10 protein-coding genes are annotated in these 16,748 nt (G+C 74.9%); 8 read left to right on the forward strand and 2 right to left on the reverse strand.

What is annotated here, in order from left to right; translation table 11 throughout:
* Nucleotides 1-197: 197 nt before the first annotated feature.
* Nucleotides 198-1,376, forward strand: a complete 1,179-nt coding sequence (moeZ, locus tag ACFU6K_RS09510; protein ID WP_380661912.1) for an adenylyltransferase/sulfurtransferase MoeZ — start codon at nucleotides 198-200, stop codon at nucleotides 1,374-1,376.
* A 77-nt stretch (nucleotides 1,377-1,453) separates the two neighbouring features.
* Here moeZ and ACFU6K_RS09515 read toward each other — a convergent pair whose 3' ends face one another.
* A complete protein-coding gene (locus ACFU6K_RS09515; protein ID WP_380661913.1) occupies nucleotides 1,454-4,192 on the reverse strand; it encodes a flippase-like domain-containing protein in 2,739 nt (912 codons plus the stop codon).
* Between the two features lie 135 nt (nucleotides 4,193-4,327).
* Between ACFU6K_RS09515 and ACFU6K_RS09520 the strand changes: the two genes are divergently transcribed.
* From ACFU6K_RS09520 to ACFU6K_RS09535, 4 genes are all read left to right on the forward strand, one after another.
* Nucleotides 4,328-4,681: an MGMT family protein gene (locus ACFU6K_RS09520; RefSeq protein WP_380661915.1), complete on the forward strand. Its 354-nt coding sequence runs from the start codon at nucleotides 4,328-4,330 to the stop codon at nucleotides 4,679-4,681.
* A 119-nt stretch (nucleotides 4,682-4,800) separates the two neighbouring features.
* Nucleotides 4,801-8,121 (forward strand): ATP-dependent helicase, encoded by a 3,321-nt coding sequence (locus ACFU6K_RS09525; RefSeq protein WP_380661916.1) that lies wholly within the window; start codon nucleotides 4,801-4,803, stop codon nucleotides 8,119-8,121.
* A 32-nt stretch (nucleotides 8,122-8,153) separates the two neighbouring features.
* On the forward strand, nucleotides 8,154-11,387 hold the full coding sequence (locus ACFU6K_RS09530) for a UvrD-helicase domain-containing protein (protein ID WP_380661917.1): 3,234 nt from the start codon (nucleotides 8,154-8,156) through the stop codon (nucleotides 11,385-11,387).
* A gap of 191 nt (nucleotides 11,388-11,578) precedes the next feature.
* Nucleotides 11,579-12,790 carry a PP2C family protein-serine/threonine phosphatase gene (locus tag ACFU6K_RS09535; protein ID WP_380661919.1) on the forward strand — a complete coding sequence of 404 codons (1,212 nt, stop codon included), beginning with the start codon at nucleotides 11,579-11,581 and terminating at the stop codon, nucleotides 12,788-12,790.
* A gap of 13 nt (nucleotides 12,791-12,803) precedes the next feature.
* On the opposite strand, the gene ACFU6K_RS09540 is transcribed toward ACFU6K_RS09535, so the two are convergent.
* Nucleotides 12,804-13,775, reverse strand: coding sequence for an endonuclease/exonuclease/phosphatase family protein (locus ACFU6K_RS09540; RefSeq protein ID WP_380661920.1), 972 nt, complete (start codon nucleotides 13,773-13,775; stop codon nucleotides 12,804-12,806).
* 79 nt (nucleotides 13,776-13,854) lie between these two features.
* Between ACFU6K_RS09540 and ACFU6K_RS09545 the strand changes: the two genes are divergently transcribed.
* The 3 genes from ACFU6K_RS09545 to ACFU6K_RS09555 all read left to right on the forward strand — a co-directional run.
* Nucleotides 13,855-14,481, forward strand: coding sequence for a PadR family transcriptional regulator (locus ACFU6K_RS09545; RefSeq protein WP_380661922.1), 627 nt, complete (start codon nucleotides 13,855-13,857; stop codon nucleotides 14,479-14,481).
* A 190-nt stretch (nucleotides 14,482-14,671) separates the two neighbouring features.
* Nucleotides 14,672-15,409, forward strand: a complete 738-nt coding sequence (locus ACFU6K_RS09550; RefSeq protein WP_380661925.1) for an ABC transporter ATP-binding protein — start codon at nucleotides 14,672-14,674, stop codon at nucleotides 15,407-15,409.
* Nucleotides 15,406-16,748: FtsX-like permease family protein (locus ACFU6K_RS09555; protein WP_380661924.1), on the forward strand; the 1,343-nt coding region annotated here is incomplete at its 3' end. The genes ACFU6K_RS09550 and ACFU6K_RS09555, both read left to right, overlap by 4 nt.

The following is a 16,748-nucleotide window of genomic DNA, read 5'->3' on the forward strand; positions in this document are numbered from 1 at the left end:
GCCACGGGCCCGGGGCGCCTTCCGGGGCCCGGCCGCGGGTTCCACGATCCGGTGCCGCCCGTCTCGCCCATCGGACGGGCTGTCTCGGAATACCGAGGGGGCGTGACACTGTTGGCCTAGACAGCCACCCGAGTGGCGGAGCAGCAACCCGCACCGAGGTGGCCCCGGCCACCCGAACAAGACCCATCGGAGTCCCCGTGTCGTTGCCACCCCTGGTCGAGCCGGCCGCCGAGCTCACCGTTGACGAGGTCCGCCGGTACTCCCGCCACCTGATCATCCCGGACGTGGGCATGGCGGGGCAGAAGCGGCTGAAGAACGCCAAGGTGCTGTGCGTCGGCGCGGGCGGCCTCGGCTCGCCGGCCCTGCTGTACCTGGCCGCCGCCGGTGTCGGCACGCTGGGCATCGTCGAGTTCGACGTGGTCGACGAGTCGAACCTGCAGCGCCAGGTGATCCACGGGCAGTCGGACGTCGGCCGCTCCAAGGCGGAGTCGGCCCGCGACTCGGTCAAGGAGATCAACCCGTACGTCGACGTGGTGCTGCACGAGGAGCGCCTCGACAACTCCAACGTCTTGGAGATCTTCGCCGGCTACGACCTGATCGTCGACGGCACCGACAACTTCGCCACCCGCTACCTGGTGAACGACGCCGCGGTGCTGCTGGGCAAGCCGTACGTGTGGGGCTCGATCTACCGCTTCGACGGCCAGGCCAGCGTGTTCTGGGCCGAGCACGGCCCCTGCTACCGCTGCCTGTACCCGGAGGCCCCGCCGCCGGGCATGGTCCCCTCCTGCGCCGAGGGCGGCGTGCTGGGCGTGCTGTGCGCGTCCATCGGCTCGATCCAGGTCAACGAGGCGATCAAGCTGCTGGCCGGCATCGGCGAGCCGCTGCTCGGCCGGCTGATGATCTACGACGCCCTGGAGATGAACTACCGCCAGGTGAAGGTCCGCAAGGACCCGAACTGCGCCGTCTGCGGTGAGAACCCGACGGTCACCGAGCTGATCGACTACGAGGCCTTCTGCGGCGTCGTGTCGGAGGAGGCGCAGGCCGCCGCCGCCGGTTCGACCATCACCTCGCAGCAGCTCAAGCAGTGGCAGGACGACAAGGAGGACATCTACCTCATCGACGTCCGCGAGCCCGGCGAGTACGAGATCGTCAACATCCCCGGCGCGGTGCTGATCCCGAAGAACGAGTTCCTGATGGGCGACGCGCTGGAGAAGCTGCCGCAGGACCGGAAGATCGTGCTGCACTGCAAGTCGGGCGTGCGCTCGGCCGAGGTGCTGGCCGTGGTCAAGGCCGCGGGCTTCGGCAACGCCGTCCACCTGGGCGGCGGCGTGCTCGGCTGGGTGAACCAGATCGAGCCGCACAAGCCGGTCTACTAGGACGCGCACGTGGAAGGGCCCGCCGCTCCTTGGATTCCCAAGGTGACCGGCGGGCCCTTCACGTGTCCGGGGGCGGCTCAGAGCGCGTTCCTGCGCTGGAGCACGTTGTAGGAGATCCAGCCCGGCAGCACCGGCAGCCAGAAGGTGAGCGCCCGGTAGAGGAAGACCGCCGGGGTGGCGACCGCGGGGGAGACGTCCGCGACGGTCAGGGCGCCGATCAGGGCGACCTCGACCGGGCCGATGCCGCCGGGGGTGGGGATCGCCGAGCCGGCCGCGTTGGCGGTCAGGAAGACCACCGCGACGGCCGAGAAGCTGACGTCGCCGCCGAAGGCCTGCACCGAGAAGTCCAGGCAGGCGGTGAAGGAGAGGGTCAGCAGCAGGATGCCGCCGAAGCCGGTGACCAGCTTGCTGGGCGTCTGCATCAGGTCGAGCATCCGCGGCACCACGCCGAAGAACAGCGAGCGCAGCCGGCCCAGCACGAACCGGCGCAGCGGCGCGACGGCGGCCACCACCAGGGCGAGCACGGCGGCGGTCAGCACGCCGATGATCACCGCCCGGGAGGCGGAGAGGTCCCCGTTGGTCTGGCTGCCGGTGATCAGGCCGAAGCTGAACAGCAGCAGCAGGTGCCCGGCCAGGCCCGCCAGCTGGGAGGCGCCGACCGAGGCCACCGCCTGGCCGGAGCGGATGCCGGCCTTCTGCAGGTAGCGGGTGTTGAGCGCGATGCCGCCGATCGCGGCGGGGGCGACCAGTTTGACGAAGGAGCCGGCCAGCTGGGCGGCCACGGTGCGCCGGAACGGCAGCTTCTCGGGCACGAAGCCGGTCAGGCTCATCGCGGCGGCGACGTAGCTGAAGGCGGCGGCGAGCAGGGCGGCCGCGGCCCAGGCCCAGTTCATCTGGGAGAGCTTCAGCTGGGCCGGCTTGATGGTGGTCAGGGCCAGGTAGGCGGCGAAGGTGAGCGCGATCACCATGATCAGGCTCTTCGGCTTCAGCCGTTCCAGCTTGGCCGGGGCCATCGGGGCCTCGGGGGCGATCTGGAGGATCTGGCCGCGGATGCGGCTCAGCAGGTCCTCGCCGGCCGCCGCGATGTCCTCCTCGGCCTGCTCCTGGGTGCGCTCGCCGGCCGCGACCTGCTCCAGCGCCCTGGCCCGGGCGGCGGCCTTGCGCTCCTTGGTGAGCTTGGCGAGGTCGACCCGGGTGGAGCGGCTCATCCCGACCGGCTGGAGCAGCGGCAGCGCCTGCGCCACCCGCTCGGCGCCGAGCACCGCGTTGGCGGTGGCGACGGCGCGCTCCGGGCCGATCCGCAGGGCGAAGGTGGTGAGCAGCTGGGCGACGTCGATCCGCAGGGTCAGGTCGGTGGCGGCGATGTCGCCGCCGGAGAGGTTGACCAGGCAGCCGGTCCGCTCGTCCACCACCAGCAGGGACTCGCCGGTGAGCCGGCGGTGGGCGATCCGGCGCTCGTGCAGGGCGGTCACCGACTGCCAGATCGAGGCCATCACCGGGTCGGTGACCTCCTCGTCGGCCAGCTCGTCCAGGGTGCGGCCCTCGACGTTCTCGTACACCAGGATCGCGGCGTCCGGGCCGAGCTCCGAGGTGGCGACCAGCTGCGGCGCGCGGGCGCCCGAGGCGGCCGCCGCGTACGCGATCAGGGCCTCCTGCTCCAGTGCCTGGCGCAGCGACTGGGGGCTGCGGCGCACCGCCACCGAGCGCAGCCGCAGCCGGCGCCAGGCCCGGTAGAAGAAGCCGGAGGCCTGCTGCTCGCGGTCGATGATGTGCACGTCCAGCGGGGGGCCGCCCTGCTGGGTGACCTGGTAGCGGCGGGTGCCGCCGGGGGCGTCGGGGGCGCGCATGGCCCCGGCCGGGGTGAAGCCGACCTTGCGCAGGCCGATCATCAGGTGCTGGCCGGTGGGCCGGATGTTGGGGGAGCCGATCGCGTACAGCGTGCCGTACGCGACGGACCAGCCGGTCAGCACGGTGAGCAGCAGCGACAGCGGGGTGGTGTAGCCGCCGAGCAGCTCGGTGACCCCGCTGAAGACCACCACCACCCACAGGGCGACCCGCCAGCGCGGTCTGCTCGACATGCCGACGGCGGTCATGTAGGCGATCACCGGGGCGAGGTAGCCGTGCACCGGGTCGGTGAGGGTGCCGGTGCTGTCCAGCGGCAGCTGGGTCAGCGCGTCCCGGATGTGGTCGGAGGCGCCTTCGGCCACCCACCAGTCGATGCCGAGCGAGACGCCGTACGCCAGCACCGAGGCGAGCACGCCGTCGGCGACCCGCAGGCCGTCGCGTTTGATCAGCCGCTCGACCGCGAAGGCCAGCGGCACGGCGAGCACCGCGACGCTGGAGAGCAGGCCGGTGATGGTGGAGAACACCGCGGAGAAGTGCGGCGCGTTGGAGGCGATGTCCTGCTCGATGCCGGTGGTGGTCGAGGTGGCGATGCCGGCCAGCACGAAGACGGCGACGATCCCGAGGACGCCGGCCAGGAAGCGGATCAGGTCGGACGGGCGGTGCGCGCGGGCGGCGAGCAGCGGCTCGTCGACGTCCAGGTGCGGGGCCTCGTCCGACGGCTCCTGCTCCCCGGGCGGGGCGGCGGGGGCCGCGGGCGCCGGGGCGCCGGTGGTCTCGGCCTGGGGCGGACCGGATTGCCCGGGGGTCTTCGCGGGTGCGGGGGTCTTGATCGTCCGGTCCTTGATCAGGGAGACTTCCGGCGTCGGCCCGGGTTCGGGCCGGTCCTCGCCCCCGCTCCCGGGCGCCGACGGCACGGCGGCAGCGGACTCGTCGGAGTCCTCGTCCACGCCCACGTCAGCCGTCCCGGTCATCTGGTCTTGTCCTCGTATCACCACTCACCGCCCCGGAAGATGGTGGCATGCCCCGGCGCCCCGTGCGGGACAGGGGGCGGATCGGGCGCGGCGGATCGTACGTACGGGGCCGCGGGCGCGCCCCCGTAGGGAAGAATGCCGCAGGTGACGGACGCAACACACGACGGCCTACCGGACGCCCTGCCGCCGTTCGCCGAACTGGTGCTCGACCTGACCGAGCGGATTCCACCCGGCCGGGTGATGACCTACGGCGACGTCGCCGAGTACCTCGGCCAGGGCGGCCCCCGGCAGGTCGGCCGGGTGATGGCCCTGTACGGCGGCCCGGTGCCCTGGTGGCGGGTCGTCCGCGCGGACGGCCGCCTGCTGCCCGGGCACGAGCACCGGGCCCTCGACCACTACGGCGAGGAGGGCACCCCGCTGCGCGAACTCGCCGACCCGCCCCGGATCGACCTCAAGCGGGCCCGCTGGGACGGCCGGCCGATCCCGTAGCCCGGCCGACCGACAGCCGCCGCGCGGACCGGACTGACAGGGCGGGACCGTAGGCTCGATACGGGCGGGCCCCGCGCGGGCCCGCCCCGCCATGCCCCTGTTCGACCCCAGGACCAGTCGTGACCTCCCCCTACCGGCTCGTGCGCAGCCCGCTCGTCCAGCCCGACCCACCCGTGCTGGACGCCTACCAGCGCGCCGTGGTCGAGCACCCCGGCGGGCCGCTGCTGGTGCTGGCCGGGCCGGGCACCGGCAAGACCACCACCCTGGTCGAGGCGGTCGCCCGACGGATCGAGGACGGCACCGACCCCGAGCGGATCCTCGTCCTCACCTTCAGCCGCAAGGCCGCGACGGAACTGCGCGACCGGATGTCCGGACGGCTCGGCGGCTCCGCCGCCGCCCCCCAGGCCACCACCTTCCACTCCTACTGCTACGCCCTGCTGCGCGCCCACCAGGACCCGGAGGACTACGCCGAGCCGCTGCGGCTGCTCTCCGGCCCCGAGCAGGACGTCATGGTCCGCGAACTGCTGGCCGGCGGCGCCGAGGACGCCAGGCTCGGCCTCGGCCGGATCGCCTGGCCGCTGGACCTGCGGGCCTGCCTGACCACCCGCGGCTTCGCCGACGAGGTCCGCGCCGTCCTCGCCCGCAGCCGCGAACTCGGCCTCGGCGAGGCCGAACTGGAGCGCTTCGCCCAGGGCGTCCAGCGCCCCGACTGGGCCGCCGCCGCGCACTTCCTCGCCGACTACCTCGACGTGCTCGACCTGCGCGGCGTCCTCGACTACGCCGAACTCGTCCACCGCGCCGTGCTGCTCGCCGAGCGCCCCGACGTCGCCGAGCAGCTGCGGCGGCGCTACGACGTCGTCTTCGTCGACGAGTACCAGGACACCGACCCCTCCCAGGTCCGGCTGCTGCGCCGGCTGGCCGGCGGCGGACGCGACCTCGTCGCGGTCGGCGACCCGGACCAGTCGATCTACGCCTTCCGCGGCGCCGACATCAACGGCATCCTCGACTTCCCGCAGACCTTCCGGCAGGCCGACGGCAGCCCCGCCGAGGTCAAGGTGCTGCGGGTCTCCCGCCGCTCCGGCGCCCTGCTGCTCGCCGCCTCCCGGGAGGTCGCCCGCCGGATGCCGATGGGCCGGCTGCCCGCCGACAAGCTCGCCCAGCACCGCGCCCTGCTGCCCTCCCGCGAAGGCGGCAGGGTCGAGGTCTACACCTACCCGACCCCCGGCGCCGAGCTCGACTCGATCGCCGACCTGCTGCGCCGCGCCCACCTGGAGGACGGCGTGCCCTGGGGCGAGATGGCCGTGCTCGTCCGGGCCGGCGCCCGCTCCATCCCCGGCGTACGGCGGGCCCTCGGTGCGGCCGGCGTCCCGCTGGAGATCGACGGCGACGACCTGCCGCTGCGCGAGGAGCCGGCCGTCGCCCAGCTGCTGCTCGCCCTGCGGGTCTGCGCCGAACAGGCCGCCCGCGACAAGCAGGGCGACCCGGACGCCCCCGACCCGCTCACCACCGACCTGGCGCACGCCCTGCTCACCGGCCCGCTCGGCGGCCTCGACGGCTCCGACCTGCGCCGCCTCGGCCGCGCCCTGCGCGAGGAGGAACGCGCCGCGCTGCGCGCCGACGGCCGTCCCGCCGCCGCCCCGCGCCCGGCCGGCGAACTGATCCGCGAGGCCCTCGCCGAACCCGAGCGCCTCGTCGCCCTCGACCCCGCGCACGCCCGCCGCGCCCGCGACCTCGGCACCCTGCTGCGCAAGGTCCGCGAACTGCTGGCCGGCGGCTGCACCGCCGAGGAGGCGCTCTGGGAGCTGTGGGACGGCAGCCGCCGCTGGCGCGAGCGACTGGAACGGGCCGCCCTGCGCGGCGGCGCGGCCGGCCGCAACGCCGACCGCGACCTGGACGCGCTCTGCGCCCTGTTCGAGACCGCCGCCCGCGCCGAGGAACAGGTCACCGGCCACCGCAGCGCCCTCGACCTGCTCGCCGAACTCGAAGCCCAGGACATCGCCGCCGACACCCTCACCGTCCGGGCCGTGCGCCCCGAGGCGGTGCGGCTGATGACCGCCCACCGCTCCAAGGGCCTGGAGTGGCGCCTGGTCGTGGTGGCCGGCGTCCAGGACGGCCTCTGGCCCGACCTGCGCCGCCGCGGCTCCCTGCTGGAGGCCGACCGGATCGGCCGCGACGGCCTCGCCGAACCGCTCTCCCCGGGCGCGCTGCTCGGCGAGGAGCGCCGGCTCTTCTACGTCGCCGCGACCCGCGCCAAGGAACGGCTGATCGTCACCGCCGTCAAGGCCCCCGCCGACGACGGCGACGAACCGTCCCGCTTCCTGCGCGAGCTCTACCGCGAGGACGTCGACCCCAGGACCGGCAAGGTCGTCCGCCGCACCCCGCCGGTCACCGTCGAGGACGTCACCCACCGGCCGCGCCGCCCGCTGTCCGTCGCCGCGCTGGTCGCCGAACTGCGCGCCGTCACCGTCGACCCCGCCCGCTCGCCCGAACTGCGCCGCGCCGCCGCCGAACGGCTCGCCACCCTCGCCGCCGCCACCGACGAGGAGGGGCAGCCGCTGGTCCCCGCCGCCCGCCCCGAGCGCTGGTGGGGCCTGGACGACCCGACCGCCGCCGCCGAGCCGCTGCGCGGCGCCGACGCGCCCGTCCGGCTGTCCGGCAGCGGGCTGGAACAGCTGGAGAGCTGCTCCCTGCAGTGGTTCCTGGACAAGGAGGTCAAGGCGCGCGGCGCCGGCTCGGCCGCCCAGGGCTTCGGCAACGTGGTGCACGCCCTCGCCGACGAGGTCGGCTCCGGCCGCACCCCCGCCGACCTCGCCGTGCTCATGGAGCGGCTGGACACCGTCTGGGACGCGCTGGCCTTCGACGCGCCCTGGAAGTCCCAGCAGGAGAAGACCGAGGCCCGCGCCGCCCTGGAGCGCTTCCTCAACTGGCACGTCCTGGAGCGCGGCCGGGACCTCGTCGCCACCGAGCACGGCTTCGACGTCACCCTCGACGTCGGCGGCGTCTCGGTGCGCATCCGCGGCTCGATGGACCGGGTGGAGAAGGACGCGGCCGGGCGCGCCTACGTGGTCGACTTCAAGACCGGCAAGCAGATACCCACCGACAAGTCGCTGCCCGAGCACAAGCAGCTCGCCGTCTACCAGCTCGCCGTCCGGGCCGGCGCCCTGAACGAGCTGCCCGGCTTCACCGGGCACCCGCCGGACACCGGCGGCGCCGAACTCGTCCACCTGCGCGAGCCCGCCGCCAAGGCCGCCCAGGACACCCCCAAGGTGCAGCACCAGGAGCCGCCGCAGGGCGAGCCCTGGATCGAGAACCTGCTCGCCGAGGCGGCCGGGAAGGTCCTCGCCGAGCGCTTCGTCCCGCGGACCGGCGGCGGCTGCGACCGCTGCGCCTTCCGCCGCAGCTGCTCCGCCCAGCGCGACGGGGCGCAGCTCGTGGAGTGAATCCTGTCCGACGCTCCGGTTACGGTTGCGGGGTGACCGCCGTGCTCAGCCATCCCGACCAGCTCAAGGAGCTGCTCGGCATCCCGTTCAACCGGGAGCAGATGGCGGCCCTCGGAGCCCCCCTGGAGCCGGCCGTGATCGTCGCCGGCGCGGGCTCCGGCAAGACCACGGTGATGGCCGCCCGGGTGGTCTGGCTGGTCGGCTCCGGCGCGGTCCGGCCCGAGGAGGTGCTCGGCCTCACCTTCACCAACAAGGCCGCCGGCGAGCTCTCCGAGCGGGTGCGCGCCTCCCTCCTGCGGGCCGGGGTCGTCGACCGGGACGGCGCCGAGCCGCTCGGCGACCCGGAGATCTCCACCTACCACGCCTTCGCCGGCCGCCTGCTCAAGGAGCACGGCCTGCGGATCGGCATCGAGCCGGACGTCCGGCTGCTCGCCGACGCCACCCGCTTCCAGCTCGCCGCCAAGGTGCTGCGCACCGCCCGCGGCCCGTTCCCCGCGCTCACCGGCACCTTCGCCAACCTGGTCGCCGACCTGACCGCACTGGACGGCGAGCTCGCCGAGCACCTGGTCGAGCCGCAGACCCTGCGCGAGTTCGACGAGCGGCTGCTGGACACCCTCGCCACCGTCAAGCTCACCAACGACGACCTGCGGGCCGTCCCGGCCACCGCCCGGGCCCGGCTGGAACTGCTGCGCCTCGTCGAGGACTACCGGCGCCGCAAGCGCTCCGCCGGGCTGATGGACTTCGGCGACCAGATCGCCGCCGCCGCCCGCCTCGCCCAGCAGCGCCCGGAGGTCGGCGAGCTGCTGCGCGGCCAGTTCAAGGTGGTGCTGCTGGACGAGTACCAGGACACCTCGGTCGCCCAGCGGCTGATGCTCGCCGGCCTGTTCGGGGCCCCCGCCGACGCAGCCGGCACCGGCAGCGGCCACCCGGTGACCGCCGTCGGCGACCCCTGCCAGGCGATCTACGGCTGGCGCGGCGCCTCGGTGGCCAACCTCGACGAGTTCCCCCGGCACTTCCCGAAGGCCGACGGCCGCCCCGCCGACCGCTACGCGCTCAGCGAGAACCGCCGCAGCGGCGGTCGCCTGCTCGCCTTCGCCAACGAACTCGCCGCCCCGCTGCGGGAGATGCACGAGGGCGTGGAGGCGCTGCGCCCGGCCCCCGGCGCCGAGCGGGACGGCTACGTGCGCGCGGCGCTGCTGCCCACCCACGCCGAGGAGATCGACTGGCTGGCCGACTCGATCGCCCACCTGGTGCGCACCGGCACCGCGCCCGGCCGGATCGCCGTGCTGTGCCGCGGCGGCGCGGCCTTCCCGGACATCCACGCCGCGCTGGTCGCCCGGGAGGTGCCGGTCGAGGTGGTCGGCCTCGGCGGGCTGCTACAGCTGCCCGAGGTGGCCGACCTGGTGGCGGTCTGCGAGGTGCTGCAGGACCCGACCGCCAACGCCGCGCTGGTGCGCCTGCTGATCGGCCCGCGCTGGCGGATCGGCCCGCGCGACCTCGCGCTGCTCGGCCGCCGGGCCGCCGACCTGGTGCGCACCGACCACCCCGAGGGCGTCGAGGCGCTGGCCGCGGCCGTCGCCGAGGCCGACCCGACCGAGGTGGTCTCGCTGGCCGACGCGGTGGAGACCTTCCTCGACGCCTCGGCCGGTGACGAGGGGAAGCCCGACGACCTGCCGTTCTCCGCCGAGGCGCGGGTGCGCTTCGCCCGGCTCGCCGCCGAGCTGCGCGACCTGCGCCGCTCGCTCGCCGACCCGCTGATGGACGTGCTGCACCGGGTGCTGTCCGTCACCGGCCTGGAGGTCGAACTCGCCGCCTCCCCGCAGGCCCTGGCCGCCCGGCGGCGGGAGACCCTGCACGCCTTCCTGGACGTCGCCGCCTCCTTCGCCGACCTCGACGGCGACCCGGGCCTCGCCGCCTTCCTCGGCTTCCTGCGCGCCGCCCAGGAGTACGAGCGCGGCCTGGACAGCAGCCTGCCCGGCGGCGAGGACACCGTGAAGGTGCTCACCGCGCACAAGTCCAAGGGCCTGGAGTGGGACGTGGTCGCCGTCCCCGGCCTGGTACGGGGCGCATTCCCCTCGTCCAGCCCGCGCGAACGCTGGACGAGCACCAAGCGGGTGCTCCCGCACGCCCTGCGCGGCGACGCCGAAACCCTGCCCGACGTGCGCGGCGGGTGGAACGGGAAGTCGATGACGGCGTTCAGGAAGGAGCTGGCCGAGCACTCCGGCGTCGAGGAACTGCGCCTGGGCTACGTGGCGTTCACCCGCCCCCGGTCGCTGCTGCTGGCCTCCGGGCACTGGTGGGGGCCGAGCCAGAAGACCGTCCGCGGCCCGTCCGACTTCCTGGAGCGGCTGCGCGAGCACTGCGAGCGGCCCGGCGCCGGCGAGGTCGAGCACTGGGCCGAGCAGCCGGAGAAGGGCGCCGAGAACCCGGCGCTGGCCTCCCCGGTCGAGCGCCCCTGGCCGCTGCCGCTGGACCCGACCGCCCAGCACGCCCGCCGCCGGGTCGCCGAGGTGGTGCGCGCGCGGGTGGCGGGCGCGGCGGCTCCCGACGCCGAGGAGATGGCCCCCGAGGACCAGCGCCAGGTCGCCTCCTGGGACCGCGATCTGACCGCGCTGCTGGGCGAGTTGGAGCGGTCCCGGCGCACCGCGCGGGACGTGCCGCTGCCCGCTTCGCTGTCCGCCACCCAACTGCTGCGCCTCGCCGCCGACCCGGACGGCTTCGCGCACGAGCTGGCCCGCCCGATGCCGCGTCCCCCGCAGCCGGCGGCCCGGCGCGGCACCCGCTTCCACGCCTGGGTGCAGTCCCGGATCGAGCCGCTGCTGCTGGTCGAGCCCGGCGCGCTGCCCGGCGCCGACGACGACGGCATCGAGGACGAGCAGGACCTGGAGCGGCTCAAGGAGGCGTTCCTGCGCACCCCGTACGCGCAGCGCAAGCCCCACCGGGTGGAGGCGCCGTTCCAGCTGGTGCTGGCGGGACGGGTGGTGCGGGGACGGATCGACGCGGTCTACCGGGAAGATGACGCGTTGTCGGAATCCGGTGGTGCGTCACGCTACGAAGTGGTGGACTGGAAGACCCACCGGGAGGAGACCGCCGACCCGTTGCAGCTCGCGGTCTACCGGCTGGCCTGGGCCGAGCACGCGGGCGTCGATCCCGAGCAGGTCACGGCTTCGTTCCTGTACGTCCGCAGCGGCCGGATCGTCCGTCCCGCAGGACTTCCCGACCGAAAAGAGTTGGAACGGCTCCTGATCGGGAACAGTGACTATTGAGTCACGCAGAGCATCCAAGTCATCACGCCAGTGCCCGAAACCTGTGCGTCGTGCACGTTTCGCGCCTATTGTGGGGTCGGTAACCGGTCAACCCCCGTGCTCCGGCCGCCAGCGAGGCCCGTATTCCCTGACCCTCAGTCATCACCGCAGGTGCCCTCGGGCATCGGCGTCTTCTGCTGGAGAGACCGAAGTTGAGCGCGACCGGATGGATCAGAGAGCGGTTCGCCGGGCCGACACCGGGGCCCGCCCCACGCGCGACCGGCACCTGGCCGAGGACGGCGCTGGCGCTGCCGTTCATCGGCATGGTGCTGATCGTCGCCCTCGACTACCTCAGCGGCACCGAGGTGACGGTCGAACCGGCCCTCACCGCCGTGCCCGCGCTGGCCGCCGTGGTCAGCCGCCGAACCTGGTACCCGCTCGCCATCGGACTGGGCACCGAGGCGGCGGCCTTCCTGATGGCCATCCGCAGCGACACGCTCGGCGAGTCCGTGCACGCCGCCAGCGTCTTCGCGATCCTGCTCGTCGCCGGGATCGGCTGGGTCAGCGCCACCCTGAGACTGCGCCAGGAACAGGCGCTGGCCGACGCCCAGCTGGTCGCCTCGATCGCCCGCCGGGTGCTGCTGCGGCCCGTCCCCGAACGGGTCGGCACCGTCCGGGCGGCCGTCCACTACGAGGCCGCCGCCGCGCACGCCCGGATCGGCGGCGACCTCTACGAGGTGGTCAACACCCGGCACGGGGTGCGGGCCGTGGTCGGGGACGTCCGCGGCAAGGGCCTCGGCGCGGTGGAGACGGCCGCCGCCGTGCTCGGCGCCTTCCGCGAGGCCGCCCACCAGGAGGCCGCCCTGGACCGGGTGGCCGGCTGGCTGGCCGTCAGCCTCGACCGCGCCCTGCACGAGAACGACCACCCGGGCGTGGAGGAGGAGTTCGTCACCCTGGTGCTGATCGGCGTCCGCCCCGACGGCGCCGCGGAGATCGTCAACTGCGGCCACCCCGCGCCGCTGCTGCTGCGCGGCGGCGAGGTCAGCCCGCTCGAACTCGCCGAGACCGTACCGCCGTTGGGCGTCCTCGACCCGGCCGACGTCTGCCCGCCGGTGCACCGGCTGCTGCTCCGGGGCGAGGACCGGGTGCTGCTGTTCACCGACGGGGTGATCGAGGCCCGCGACCGCGCGGGCGTCTTCTACCCGCTCGCCGAACGCCTCCCGCACTGCGCCGCCGGCCGCCCGGCCGACGTCCTGCAGCGCCTGCACGAGGACGTGGTGCGCCACGTCGGGCGCCAGCTCGGCGACGACGCGGCCATGCTGCTGCTCCAGTTCGACCCCCCGCCCGCGCTCGGGCCCGGGGGGCCCCAGGGCGCGGCCACCGTCCACCTCCCGCAGCAGGCCGGGGTCCTGGCGCGCCACTGAGGGCGCTCGGCGCCTACAGGGACACCTCGACCAGCAGCGGGCGGTGGTCCGACACCACCGCGCGCGGCGCCGCCGCCGGGCCGACCGCCGTGCGCGGCACGCCGATCGCCAGCACGTGGTCGAACTGCACCGCGGGCCGGTGCGAGGGGTAGGTCGGCGTGCGCGCCAGGTCGTACCAGCCCTGCAGGCGCGGCCGCGGCTCGCGCACCCGGCGCCGGCGCGGCTCGGCCAGCGCGGGCCGGGCCCGCCGGGCCGCCCGCAGCTCGCGCACCCGCGCCCGCGGCGCGGTGCGCTCCAGCGCCGTCGCCCCGCCGAGCACCGTCCGCGGCACGGCGCCGACCAGGTTGAAGTCGCCCAGCACCAGGTACGGCCGGGGCAGGTCGGCGATCCAGCGCCGGATGCCGGCCAGCTGCGCCATGTTCCAGCCGGGGACGAACGACAGGTGCGCCGCCACCACGGTGAACGGCCCGCGCTCGCCCTCCAGGACGGCCGCCAGCGCCGCCCGCGGCTCGTCCGGCACCGGGGTCAGTCCGCGCCGTCCGGCCACCCGCAGCGGCAGCCCGAACGGGGCCGGGGCGAACCGCCGGGCCCGCCAGTGCCGCACCGGAAGCCTCGTCAGCAGCGCCGTTCCGTACGAGGGCGCGGCACCGTCGCCGACCTCGCCCGGCCCGTACACCCGCAGGCCGCCCGGGCCGGACGGCTCCGGCACCCAGCCCGCCACCGGCGCCGGGCGGCCGTGCAGCGCGGCGGCGAAGCGCCAGTCCTTGGCGCCCATCGCCGCGGCGGCCACCGCCGCCTGGTCGGCGAGGCCGGAGCGCGCCTGGTGCCGGTCCACCTCCTGGAGCGCCAGCACGTCGGCGTCCAGCGCGGCCACCGCCTCGGCCAACGGCCCGCCGGGGTCGGACGGGTAGGGCCGCGGCGCGCCGTCCGGGGCGAGCGGCTGTCCGTGCAACAGGTTGAAGGTGGCGATGCGCAACTGGCTCACACCGCACGACGGTACCCGGTCCCCGGGGGAGGGGTGCCCGGCTTGAGGCGGTAGGGCATACCGGGTATACATACTCGGTATGTCCATCCGTCACGGTCTGCTCGCCCTGCTCGACCAGGGCCCGCGCTACGGCTACCAGCTGCGCACCGAGTTCGAGGCGCGCACCGGCGCCACCTGGCCGCTCAACGTCGGGCAGGTCTACACCACGCTGTCGCGACTGGAGCGCGACGGGCTGGTCGAGCCCGCGGGGGAGGACGGCGAGGGCCACCAGTTCTACGCCGCCACCGACGCCGGCCGGGAGGAGCTGCGGGCCTGGTTCGACACCCCGGTGCCCCGGACCAACCCCCCGCGCGACGAACTGGCGATCAAGCTCGCCATGGCGGTCACCGTCCCCGGGGTGGACGTCTCCGCCGTCGTCCAGGGCCAGCGCCGGCACAGCATCAAGGCGCTCCAGGACTACACCCGGCTCAAGGGCCGCGCCCTCGCCGGCGAGAAGCGCCCCGGCGTGGTGCCCTCCGACAGCAACGACCTCGCCTGGCTGCTCGTCCTCGACCAGCTGATCTTCCAGACCGAAGCGGAGATCCGCTGGCTCGACCACTGCGAGACCCGGCTCGCCCAGCAGGCCGAACTCCTGCAGGCCCGCACCGCCGAGGCCGCCCGCGACGGCGCCGCGCCCGCGAAACGCGGCCGCCGCCTGCGGGCCTGAGCGCGTCGCCCGGGCCCACCGCCCGAGCCCGCGCGCCCGAGCGCATCGGCTGGGCCCACCGCCCGAGCGCACCGCCTGAGTCCGCGCGCGTGAGTCCGCGCGCCACCCGAACCACGAGGCTCGGCCCGACTCCGAGCCCACACCCAGCACAAGGGGGGAATTCGTGTCCCACACCCAAGAGGCCCGGCAGATGCCGGTGCTCCACCTGGAGAACGTCACCCGGGTCCACGGCCACGGCGCCGCCGAGGTCCAGGCCCTGCGCGGCGTCGACCTCAAGGTCCACCCCGGCGAGTTCGTCGCCGTCATGGGCCCCTCCGGGTCCGGCAAGTCGACCCTGCTCACCCTGGCCGGCGGCCTGGACACCCCGAGCAGCGGCCAGGTCCTGGTCGAGGGCGTCGCCCTCGGCGGCCTCAACCGCAAGAAGCTCGCCCAGGTCCGCCGCCGCTCCGTCGGCTACGTCTTCCAGGACTACAACCTGATCCCGGCGCTCACCGCCGCCGAGAACATCTCGCTGCCGCGCGAACTCGACGGGCTGTCCACCCGCGCCGCCCGCCGCGAGGCCCTCGTCGCCCTGGAGGAGCTCGGCATCCCCGAGCTCGCCGACCGCTTCCCCGACGACATGTCCGGCGGCCAGCAGCAGCGCGTCGCCATCGCCCGCGCCCTGATCGGCGACCGCCGCCTCGTCCTCGCCGACGAACCCACCGGCGCCCTCGACTCCACCACCGGCGAAGCCGTGCTCGCCGTCCTGCGCGCCCGCTGCGACGCCGGTGCCGCCGCCATGATGGTCACCCACGAGGCCCGGCACGCCGCCTGGGCCGACCGGGTCGTCTTCCTGCGCGACGGCCGGATGGTCGACGAGTCCGTCAGCCAGGACGCCGCCAGCCTGCTCGTCACCGCCGCCGGCAACAGCCTGAAGGTGGACGAGTGAAGCTCAGCGCCTGGCGGGTCGCCCTGCGCATAGCCCGCCGTGACGCCCTGCGTGCCAAGGGCCGCAGCGCCCTCGTCGTCGCCATGGTCGCCCTGCCCGTCCTCGGCGTCACCGGCGCCGACGTCGTCTACCGCAGTGCCGAGCTCACACCCACCGAACACGTGGCGCGGCTCATCGGCCAGGCCGCCGGCGAACTGAGCGTGATCGAGGCCGGCTCCACCATCAGGCAGGCGCCGGACCCCGACAAGGGCTTCACCGTCAAGGACCCCAAGGACGACGCCAAGGAGGGCGAAGCCCCCGCGTACACCCCCGTCCAGCGGCGCTCCCTGGACACCGCCCCCGTCGAGCTGGCCCGCCAGCTGCTCCCGGCCGGCGCCGTCCTGGTGCCGGAGCTCTCGGGCCCGTACACCGCCGCGAGCAGCGCCCAGGGCCTGCTCACCACCCGGGTCGGCGAGGCCGACCTGGCCGACCCGGTCTGGCAGGGCCGGGTGAACCTGGTCGACGGCCGCGCCCCGGCCGCCGACACCGAGGCCGCCGTCACCGCGGACTTCCTCAAGCGCTCCGGCCTCAAGGTCGGCGACAAGACCGCCGTCCGCGGCCTGGAGTCCGTCCCCTTCACCATCACCGGCGTCTACGAGTACCCCGGTGAACTGCGGGCCACCGAACTGACCGCCCGCCCCGGCACCCTGCTGGAGCGGCTCGCCAAGGCCACCAAGGCGGACAACGCCCGCGAGGCCGGCACCGAGACCTCCCGCTGGCTCGTCAAGCTCCCGGCCGGGGCCGCGCTCGACTGGAACAAGGTCAAGGAGGTCAACGAGTACGGCTTCACCCTGACCTCCCGCGCCGTCCTGCTCGACCCGCCGGACCGTGCCGAGGTCCCCTACTACGTCGAGCAGAAGTCGCACGGCGGCGAAGAGACCTCCTACCTCAACCGGACCGACGTCGTCATCCTCGCCACCGTCGTCGGCATGGCCCTGCTGGAGATCGTCCTCCTCGCGGGCCCCGCCTTCGCCGTCGGCGCACGGCGCTCGCGGCGGCAGCTCGGACTGCTCGCCGCGGCCGGCGGTGAACGCGCCAACGTCCGCTCGGTCGTGCTCGGCGGCGGCATCGTCCTCGGCGTCACCGGCGCCCTGGTCGGCCTCGGCCTGGGCGTCGGCCTGGTCGCCCTGCTGCGCACCAACGCCGAGGACTACTCCGGCAAGCGCTTCGGCCACTTCAACCTGCAGCCGCTCGACCTGATCGGCATCCTCCTGGTCGGCCTCGTCACCGGCCTGCTGGCCGCCGTCGTGCCCGCCGTCCAGGCCTCCCGCCAGGACGTCGTCGCCGCGCTGACCGGCCG

This window comes from Kitasatospora sp. NPDC057512, assembly GCF_042802135.1.
Classification (GTDB): Bacteria; Actinomycetota; Actinomycetes; order Streptomycetales; family Streptomycetaceae; genus Kitasatospora.